The following is a 10,932-nucleotide window of genomic DNA, read 5'->3' on the forward strand; positions in this document are numbered from 1 at the left end:
AAAAGAATAAATATTTTATGATGAATAAATGCTTTAACTATGAAATTTACTTCACTTATAACAGAAAGAAATTGTAATACTGAAACAGTAAAAGAAGTTTTGTATAAAATTAGAAATGAGTACAGAAACTGAAAAAAAATAGTAATTATTTTAGATAATGCTAAATATAATCATGCTAAAGAAGTTCAAATTTTAGCTGAAAAACTGTGAATAAAACTGTGTTATTTACCGCCATATTCACCTAATTTAAATTTAATAGAAAGAGTTTGGAAATTTTTAAAAAAAGTATTAAAAAATACATATACTCCTAATTTTCTTGATTTTATAGAAAAAATTAAGGCTATTTGCTGAGAATTTAATTTAACTTTTAAGGAAAAATTATCTAGTTTGTTGAATAATAAAATTCAAATAATTAGATAATTATACTAATATTATTAAATGTTTTTAGTATAATATACAAGAATTTTTTAATTATTATATAAATTTATTGGATGAATGAGAAGAAAGAGAATTATATTGAACTAATATATATGCTTATGCATGATTTTATAATATATTAAATTGAGATAATGAGGCTGGAGAAGAGCTTTTGGATAAATGAATGTTAACATTAGATTCACTTTGCCTTGATTACATTTTATATTATTCACAAAATAATGAACAAAAGAAATCGGCATTATATTTTCTTTCTTTAGTTGAGGATACTTGAAATAGTAAATTTGAATTATTAGATTTAATCTATAAATCTGAATGATATGAATGATTAAAATATTTTGCAACAAAAGATGTTGATGAAATTAAATATTTATTTAAATCTAATGAATCATATAAAGAAAGTGAAATTATTTCATACTTGGCATCTGTTGTATATTTATTTAAAGTTATTGTTAATAATATTTTAAATCATAAAGATTTGGATAAAAATAAAAAACTATTTATTGCAGAATTTAGAGTTCTTTATGATAATCTTAAAGATTTATCAATTTTTATATCATATGATAAAGATAATCTTAAAATTTGATTAGCAAAAATATGATATATATTTACAATGTCTGTTGACTGATTTGACAAATTATTTCCTGAATTGTTCAAATCTACAATTATGGATTATGAAAATAATAAAGAAGAATATACGGATTTGGAAAAAATTAATGAACTTGCAAATTTTGCATTCAAAGATTGATTAATAAAATATCAATATGATTTTTGGAAAAATTTGGAAACTTATATAGTTAATTCTAATTATGATGATTTAAATAAACTATATTATTCTATATTTGATAATTATAATGAAAATTTTTTTATTTCTAGCGAAGAAGAATATATAGATATTAGTGGTATCAAAGTGCAAGAAAGATTATCAGCTTTTATTTCACTTTTTGCAAATAGTTATTTATCATTATTAAAATCATATGATTTAGATATTGATCAAAATGTAATTAAAAAAATTTGAGTTATTTTTAATAAACTATGAAAAAATATTGAGTTTAATAAAGCATTAAGACATAATTGAATTAATATTGATTGAAACTATTTTGATGATAAAGAAATTTTTAGAAGCGAAAAACTTGATGATGATAAATATAAAAATAATTTAAATAATAATATCTCATTTTTATTACATTAATTTTACTTTTGTTAAAGTAAATGTTTTAAATATTTTTTGATAAATTTTATTCAAAAGTTTTTTATATTCAAAAAATTATAGTTTCTAAAATAGAATAGAAACTTAAAAATCAAAAAGTTGATTTTGAAATATAAATCATTATTATGATTTAATACTATTAAATATTTATGTTATCTTTTTAATAAGAAATTTGTATTCTAACTTTTTTAAGAAATGTTTAATATAAATATTGATTTTTTTGTTAATAAAATTATAATTGCAAAAAATTTTTTAATATTTATTTTTGGTTTATGTTAAATAAATTGTTTTTTTATGCTAAGATTTGTTGAGAAAAAATTGCAAATCTTACTAATTCTGAAACACAAAAATCAGAAAACAAATGATGAGAAGAATTTTTATTTTATCAAATCAAACCTTTCAAAGATGAGGAAAATACTCTTGCTTATTGGCAAGGTTTTTTGGACAGTATACATTGAAATAAAGCAAAATTAACTTTTATTGTTGCTTGAAATAGCAAAAATATAAAAATATATGTCAAAATTTCTAATGATTTCAAAGATTTTTTTGAAAATAATTTCTATTCATCATTCAAAAATTCTGAATTAATATTAAAAAAAATTAATTTTCCTGATCCTAAATATAATTTAATATTTAAAGATGCAGTATTTCATACTAAACAAGATTTTGTAAAAGATTGAATTTATGTAGATCCTATAAATAATTTTTATTCTTTATATTATGATATTTCTGTTTGATTTCAACTTTTTACTTATGTTGAATATGATTTTACAGTATCCAAAAAGTCTATATTTATTAATATATTAATCAATATTTTATACTTTATAAAATATGTTTTTATAAAATTATTTTTCCGACGAAAAGATAAAGAAGATGAAAAAGAAGATAAAGAAAATTTAATAGATAATCAAGAAAAAAAATATTTTGCTAAATTATGATTATCTTTTGCGATATCATGAGATTTTAATGAAAAAAATGTTAAAAATATAAAAAAAAATCTAAAATCAATTTTTTGAAATTTATCTAGTTCTTGAGATTTAAAAATTTCAAAAAATTATGAAAAATTTAATGTAGATAGTAATTCATTAATAAATTTTTTTCATTTACCAAATTGAGATTTTGAAGTAAAAAATTTGAATTATTTAGAATACAAAAAACTTTCTTATCCATGAAATATTCCAACTATTGATAATTCTATTAAAAATGATATTACTTTACTTTGAATTACTGATTACAAAAATGATAATATAAAATTTGGTATTAGAAATGAAGATAAATTTCGTCATGTTTATGTTATCGGTAAAACTTGAATGTGAAAATCAACATTAATTTCAAATATGGCAAGAAGTGATATGATTACAAATAAATGACTAGCAGTAATTGATCCTCATTGAGATTTAGTAGAAACTCTTCTTGAACATACTCCTAGTTGGAGAATAAATGATATTGTTCTTTTTGATGTTGCAGATTACAAATATCCTATTGCTTTCAATATTCTTGAATATAATACTGAAGAAGAAAAAAATTTGGTTGTAAGTGGTGTAGTTGGTACTTTCAAAAAACTTTATTGAGAATCTTGGGGACCGAGATTAGAATATATATTAAGAAATGTAATACTTTCTTTAGTAGATTATCCTTGAGCAACACTATTACATTTGATAAGAATTTTGAAAGATAAAAATTTTAAAGACGAAGTCGTAGAACATCTTACTGATCCTATTGTAATTAAATTTCGAAAAGAAGAATTTGATAAATGGAATGATAAATTTAAAGATGAAGCTATAGCTCCTATTGTAAATAAAGTTGGTCAGTTCCTATCTTCTCCTATTATAAGAAATATTTTTGGACAGAGTAAAACTCAATTAAATATAAGAAAACTTATGGATTCTTGAAAAATAATTCTTATAAATTTAAGTAAATGAAAAATATGAGAAGATAATGCAAGTATGGTAGGTTCATTTTTGGTTACCAAATTTCAAATAGATGCTATGTCTAGAGCAGATATTAGTTTTAATGAAAGAAGAGAATTTTATTTATATATAGATGAATTTCAAAATTTTGCTACAGAAAGTTTTGAAAACATTCTTTCAGAAGCTAGGAAATATAAATTATCTTTAGTAGTCGCCAATCAATATATATCTCAAATAAATGAAAAAATAAGAAATGCTATATTTGGTAATGTATGAACTATAATTACTTTTAGTTTATGATATGAAGATAGTCAATTAATATCTTCTCAGTTTAAATGATTAGTTTCTGGAAATGATATAGTATCTCTCCCAAAATTTAAAGCTTATGCCAAAATAATGGTAGATGGTAGTACTACAGATCCTTTTAGTATGTCTAGTTTCCCACTACCAGATCCTACAAATTGAGATGAAGTTAAACAAAAAATTATAAAACAATCTCGCCAAAGATATGCTATAGAAAAAGAAAGATTGGAAACTTTAATAAAAAATTGGTCAGAAAAAAAATTTTCCAAAACTGAAAAAGCAGTACAAAAAGCAAAAGAAATTTCAAAATCTAAAAATAATGAAAGCAAAAATAATAAATCAGAAAATAATAAATCAGAAAATAATGAAATTAAAAAAACTGAAAATTCTAAATCTTTACAAAATATTGATGATAAAAATACTGTAAAACTTTGAAACTGGTATGATTGAATAGTAAAACTTAAATATAATTATTGATTATTTGTAATAGTATGAGATAATGAATGATTACTTCATAAGAAAAAAATTAATGTTCCAGATTGAGTAAAATGGAAAGATATGTATGATATATCTGATCAAATAAAAGTATATGCTGAAGATTACAAAGAAGTAAATTGAGAAAAAAAAGTAGTATGGACACAATTAATTTAATTTTATTTTAAGTTTAATATATATACTAATAAATACTATCAAATATATGATAGATTTTATTTATAATAAATACAAACACAGATGAACAAAAAAATAATATTATGAACAATTATTTTATCAGCTACTTGAATTATGACAAGTGCATATGCTAATAATTATGTTTTATGATCAAATAATACAAATGAAATAATAAATTTACCAGCTGAAAATGGAAAAATAAATTTACCAGCAGAAATAAATAATAAATTTTGAAGTATCAGGAAAAATTTAAATAAATATAAAATGAAACAATTGAAAGAGATTAAAGAACTTGCTAAAAATTGAAATTTTGAATGAGCTAGAGAACTAGCAGAAGAATATTGACTTTGAAATGTTATAAAAAAAATTAAAAATTGATATCAAAATTAAGTTAAAAAAATAGAGGAAATTAATTACTCTATTTTTTTATAGGAAATATTTTTGGATATAGTAAAACTTATATTTATTAGTCGCTAATCAATATTACTTCATAAGAAAAAAATTAATGTTCCAGATTGAGTAAAATGGAAAGATATGTATGATATATCTGATCAAATAAAAGTATATGCTGAAGATTACAAAGAAGTAAATTGAGAAAAAAAAGTAGTATGGACACAATTAATTTAATTTTATTTTAAGTTTAATACGATTCATATTTCAAAGTTCATCATTCAAAATATATTTCATCTTCATTAATATAATTTGAATAATCCAAATCACTTACAAATCATTTTTTTTCTATAGCTTGCAAAAATGATTCTAAATGATTATAAGAAGTTCAAGATATATAACTAAAAACTACTTTAATATCATTATTGTCAATATTTTTTATAATTTCAAGTGTATTATCTATTTCCATCATTTCTATCTTAAAACTAATTTCCAAAGCTTGTTTAATTCATTTTTCTCATTCTAATTTTAAAGTTTCAAATTTATCTTGTGATACTCAATAATTTATTGGTATTTCAATATTATATTTATTAAATATAGATTCTATCGCTTGTATATGTTGATATTTAGAATTTGTTATACTCTCAAAAACTTTAATATTATATTTTTCATAAAAATAATTGTAAAGATCATAAGACAATATTTTTTCAAAATATTGATTCATAAGTTTTTCAGTTTCGTAACTAGATAAAGCTTGTTTTTCTATTGTTTTAATCATAGATTTAATATTATTTTTTTGATTTTTATTTTGTTTTCAAATATTTTTTGATATTTTTTTATTTTGTTCTCAAATATTTCTTGATAATTGTCTATTTTGTTTTATCAAAATTCATCAAGTTTTTTGTATATAATTGTTTTGCTTATTTGGTATTTCTAAATTTGAATAAATTCAGTAACTTGAACTTGTAATTAATATTGTTATACTTCCTATAGTTAATAATATTTTTATATTTTTCATTTATATAATTTAGTTATTTAAACAGTTTTTTTAATTATTAAATTATAAATATTATAAGATATTATCTTAAATTAAAATTAAATATTTTATATAATGAATTATTGAAAAACTTATTTTTTTCTGTATTATGAAAGCAATTTTTAATTAATATTTTTAAAATATGTCAGAAAAAAATATTATAAAAACAAAATGAAGACCTATGCTTCACTGGGAATGAAAAACAGCAAGTTTAAATATTGAATACTACCCTACTCAAGAAAAAGAAGTTTATTGAAATAAAAAATCAACTGATTTTAATAAAATATTTTGGTGAGATAATTTTCAAGTTTTATCTCATCTTCTCAAAGATTATAAATGAAAAATTGATTTAATTTATATAGACCCTCCTTTTGATAGTAAAGCTGATTATGTAAAGAAAGTTAAATTTAAAGGTAAAAAAATTGAAGCTCAAGAACAAAGTATTTTTGAAGAAAAACAATATGGAGATATATGGTGAAAAGATGAGTATTTACAGTTTATGTATGAAAGACTTTTACTTTTAAGAGAACTTTTAAGTGATACTTGAAGTATATATCTACACTGTGACCATCATAAATCTCATCATCTAAGATGTATGATGGATGAAGTATTTTGAGAAAATAACTTTAGAAATGAAATTATTTGGAAATATACTTGATGAACTGATAGTAAGAATTCTTTCTGAAAAAAACACGATAATATATTTTTTTATACAAAAAACTCTGAGTATGATTTTAATATGCAATATGAAGATTTTGCTGAAGCTACAATAAAAAGATTTAATAAAATAGATGAAAATTGAAAGAGATATAAAGAAACTTTTAATACTGATTGAAGTTCATATAGAACATATATGAAAGAATGATGAAAGAATATGGCTGATACTTGGGCTGATGAAGAAATTATAGAAGAAAATATAGTAGTTAGTAGTCATAATCAAAGTGTAGATTACCCAACACAAAAACCTGAAGCTTTGCTTGAGAGAATTATTAAAGCAAGTTCTAATCCTTGAGATTTAGTTTTGGATTGTTTTATGTGAAGCTGAACAACTTGTGCAGTAGCTCAAAAGTTATGAAGAAAATGGATATGATGTGATATAAATACTTGAGCTATTCAAACAACAACAAAAAGGTTAAATAAAATTATTGAAGAACAAAAAGAAAAATATTTGGAAAAGATAAATAATGATGATAATAAAATACTTAATGCAATTATAGAAGCAATTTTAGTTAATTGATGAAAAGCAAACTATACAAACGATATTTATCCATATATAAGAGAAAATTACCCTGAAATATATAATAAAGAAATTAACACTTTTAAATGAAGAATAAATGCAACAGTTCAAAGATATACAAAAGATATGGAATGATACAACTGAAATGAAATATTTATTTCTCATTGAAAATGAATTTGAACTTATAGTTTAAAAAATGAAGTTAATACTCCTTTATCTTTCAAGGTATATAATGTAAATGAATATAGTGCTTTCAAAAATAAGGATGAGTGAATACAGACTTACAAAGATATACTTCTTGAAGCATATGGAGTAGAAAGTATAAGATGATTTTTTGATTGAAAAACAAGTAGTAGTTTTGTAAAAATTATAGACCCAAATAGGCTTTTAAGTAAAAAAGATATTGATGAAGTTTTGAAAAATATTGATGATACACAAGATGAATTTATATCAAATAAAAGCCCTCTAAAATATTATGATGTAGAACTTATATGTTCTTGAAAAGAGCTTGATATAGAAAACTATATTAAGAAAACCAACAATACACAAATCAAGATAATTGTAAGAGATATATTAATTGAAAAAGAATGACTTATATTCAAAGAAAAGCCAGAACTTGAGTATGATTATAAAATAAATTGAAAAGAATTGAATATAAATATTATAGATTTTATATCTCCTGTATTATTAAAAAAACTTGATATAGATAACAAAAAAACAAGCTGAAAAAACTTTAATAGAACATTTTAATCAAGTAATAGATAGCATATCTATTGATATTGATTATGATGGAAATTTATTTAATGCTGAAATAATAGATAATCCTTGAAAGAATGAAGTAGTAAAATGAAATTATAAATGGGAATACAAAAATAATTGAAAATATACTATAGCAATGAAAATTATAGATATTTTATGAGAAGAATTATTTGTAAGTTTTGATATAAAAATTAAATAATTTAAGAGTTTTTAAAATAAAATATGAAACAATTTATAGATAAATTAAAAGTTAAAATTCTTGATTGGAAATTAAATTGATATGAATGAACATATAAAGAAACTCAAAATATTTTGAAATATATAAATAATAATAGATATTTAAGAGAACCTCAAATTGATGCTTTTGAAACTTATGTATATATAAAAGAAATTCTTTGAAATAAACCTATATGAGAATTAATTTTTGATATTATATGAGATAAAAAGGAGATAATAAAAAGCTTATGATTATCTCAAGATGAAATGCTTGATTTAATGATGTCTCCTGAAAAAATGGATGAAAAAATAAAGTCTATTTTATGAGAAAATTCAAATTCTGATTACTCAAATCAAGTTTATGCTCTTACTATGTGAACTTGAAAAACAGTGTTGATGACAGTTTTTATGTTATATGAGATAGTGCTTTCTTATTATCACAGTGAAGATAAAAGATTTGCAAAAAATTTTGTATTTTTCGCACCTGATAAAACAATTATTGAAAGTTTAAAAGAAATTAAGTCATTTGATTACAATTTAGTAATACCAAAAGAATATTCAAATAGTTTGTTGCAAATAAAATACCATTATTTAGAAGATACTATAACAAAATTAACTATACCAGAAGGCTCAAATTACAATATTATAGTAAGTAATTCTCAAAAAATAATTATTAAGAGTAAAAAGGCAAGTAATGATTTACAAAAACAAATATTTTGAGATGATAAGTCAAAAGAAAAATCTGAAGTAGAAAATGAGAGATTTACAGCACTTAAAAATCTTGATAATTTATCTATATTTATAGATGAAGCTCATCATAGTTTTTGAAAAACATTGGATAATGAAATAAAAAAATTAAAATTTACAATAAATAGAATACACGAAAATAAACCACTTGTAAATTGTATAAATATGACTTGAACACCATATGTTAATTGACAACTTATTGAAGATGTTGTTTTTTATTATGGATTAAAAAATTGAATACAAGACTGAATATTAAAACAAGTTGAGGTTATAGAATATTGAGAAGTAAAATGAGAAGAATTTTTACTAAATGTAATAACTGAATTTTGGCAAAGTTTTTGAGAAAACAAAGTAGAATGAAAACTAGCTAAAATTGCTATATATACAGCAAGTATTGAAGAATTAAAAGAAGTTAGGAGAACTTTAGAAACAAAAGTATTTAAAAGTTTAAAAATAGATACAAGAAAAATAACTGAAAACCATACTTGAGCAAGTAAACAAGAAATAGAAGAATTTAAAAATCTTGACACTAAAGAAAGTAAAAAACAATTTATACTTCTTGTATGAAAATGAACTGAATGATGGAACTGCAAAAGTTTGTTTGCAACCGCTTTATATAGAAAACCTCCTCAAATATTTACATTACAAGCAACAACGAGATGTTTAAGAGCAATTTGAGATAATAACAAAAAAGCAAAGATATTCTTATCAAAACAGAATTATAAAATACTTGATAAAGAACTTAAGAAAAATTTTGATATAGAGATATCAGATTTACAAGGTACAAAAAGAGAATCTCAAGAAATAAATTGTACTATAGAAAAGAGAAAAACTATAAAAATAAAAAAAATTATTAAAGATATAAAGGCTATAAAGAAAAATACTTTTGATGATTTTATATTAAGTTTCAATAATTATAAATGAAGAGAGATATATAGAAATGTAAAAGAACTTAAATTAGAAAATAATGAAGCTATTTATACTGAATGAAAATTAGAAAAAAATAATACAAATATAAATAAAGATTATTCTTATTATGAAATACTTTGAATAATAAATAAATATACTCATATTAATTTTAATATAATTAAAAAAATATTTAAAAATAACAAAATAACAAAAGATGAATTAGTAAAAGAAATTAGTAAAGATAATTATAAATTAAATTTTATAATAGATGAGTTAATAAAAGAATTCTATAATTACGATATTGAAGAAAAAATAGTTGGTGAAGATATGAAAATAATAAAACTTGATGTGAATAAATTTAATTTTGAAGTTTGAGTTGATAAAATAGATAGATGACTTGTTTGTTATAAAGAAGATAAAGAAGAAAATAGGCTTTGATTCCATTTAAATCCTTATAATTTTGATAGTACTGATGAAAGAGAAATTTTTGCACATATTAGAAAAGCATTAAAAGATAATGAAAATGTAAAAGAAATATATTTTACTTGATGAACTGATAAAACAAATTATACAGATTTTTATTTTGCTTATGAAATTTTTAAGGATTGACAATTATATATTTCAAACTATTTTCCTGATTTATTGGTAGAAATAGAAAATTCTAATTGAAAAACAAAATATATTGTTTTGGAAATAAAATGATGAGATAAAAAATCCGACTATTTAAGTGCAAAACAGAATTATAAAAACTGAGAAAAAATTACTAATGAAGTATTTGCAAAAGAAATTTGATTTATGAAGTTTAAACAAATAAATAAAGATTTTGAATATAGAATAGTATTTGATTGAAATACACCATCTGAAAAATTAAATACTGAAAAATATATAAAAAATAATTTAATATAAGTTTTGGCTATTCAAGATTTGGGTGGGTAATTATAAAAGTAGATTCAAACAAGATAAATTTAATTTTCATAAACTATATAATGAATAATATTATAATTAGATTAATTTTTACTTGATTTTTTAAAAAATTTAAATAATAATACAGTACATTTATTTAAATAAACTATTATGATGAAAAAAATATACTTTTTATTAGTATTAATGT

The 10,932-nt window shown here is 20.5% G+C and carries 6 protein-coding genes and 1 pseudogene; 6 read left to right on the forward strand and 1 reads right to left on the reverse strand.

The window, feature by feature from the left end:
• Positions 1-99 precede the first annotated feature (99 nt).
• The 4 genes and pseudogenes from VAMP_RS07275 to VAMP_RS03090 form a co-directional block, all read left to right on the forward strand.
• Positions 100-283: pseudogene (locus tag VAMP_RS07275) on the forward strand (transposase); the annotation flags it as partial.
• 204 nt (positions 284-487) lie between these two features.
• Positions 488-1,627 carry a hypothetical protein gene (locus VAMP_RS03080; protein WP_213349106.1) on the forward strand — a complete coding sequence of 380 codons (1,140 nt, stop codon included), beginning with the start codon at positions 488-490 and terminating at the stop codon, positions 1,625-1,627.
• Positions 1,628-1,917: 290 nt separating this feature from the next.
• On the forward strand, positions 1,918-4,509 hold the full coding sequence (locus tag VAMP_RS07055; protein ID WP_213349108.1) for a type IV secretory system conjugative DNA transfer family protein: 2,592 nt from the start codon (positions 1,918-1,920) through the stop codon (positions 4,507-4,509).
• A gap of 81 nt (positions 4,510-4,590) precedes the next feature.
• Positions 4,591-4,917, forward strand: coding sequence for a hypothetical protein (locus VAMP_RS03090; protein WP_213349111.1), 327 nt, complete (start codon positions 4,591-4,593; stop codon positions 4,915-4,917).
• Between the two features lie 250 nt (positions 4,918-5,167).
• Here VAMP_RS03090 and VAMP_RS03095 read toward each other — a convergent pair whose 3' ends face one another.
• Positions 5,168-5,935, reverse strand: coding sequence for a DUF2202 domain-containing protein (locus tag VAMP_RS03095; RefSeq protein WP_213349113.1), 768 nt, complete (start codon positions 5,933-5,935; stop codon positions 5,168-5,170).
• Between the two features lie 160 nt (positions 5,936-6,095).
• On the opposite strand from VAMP_RS03095, the gene VAMP_RS07060 reads away from it, so the two are divergent.
• Together VAMP_RS07060 and VAMP_RS03105 are read left to right on the forward strand one after the other, a co-directional pair.
• Complete coding sequence (locus tag VAMP_RS07060) at positions 6,096-7,940, forward strand: DNA methyltransferase (RefSeq protein ID WP_213349115.1); 1,845 nt, start codon at positions 6,096-6,098, stop codon at positions 7,938-7,940.
• A gap of 231 nt (positions 7,941-8,171) precedes the next feature.
• Positions 8,172-10,727 (forward strand): DEAD/DEAH box helicase, encoded by a 2,556-nt coding sequence (locus tag VAMP_RS03105; RefSeq protein WP_213349117.1) that lies wholly within the window; start codon positions 8,172-8,174, stop codon positions 10,725-10,727.
• Positions 10,728-10,932 lie beyond the last annotated feature (205 nt).

This window comes from Candidatus Vampirococcus lugosii, from assembly GCF_018420025.1.
Taxonomy (GTDB): domain Bacteria; phylum Patescibacteriota; class Gracilibacteria; order Absconditabacterales; family Absconditicoccaceae; genus Vampirococcus; species Vampirococcus lugosii.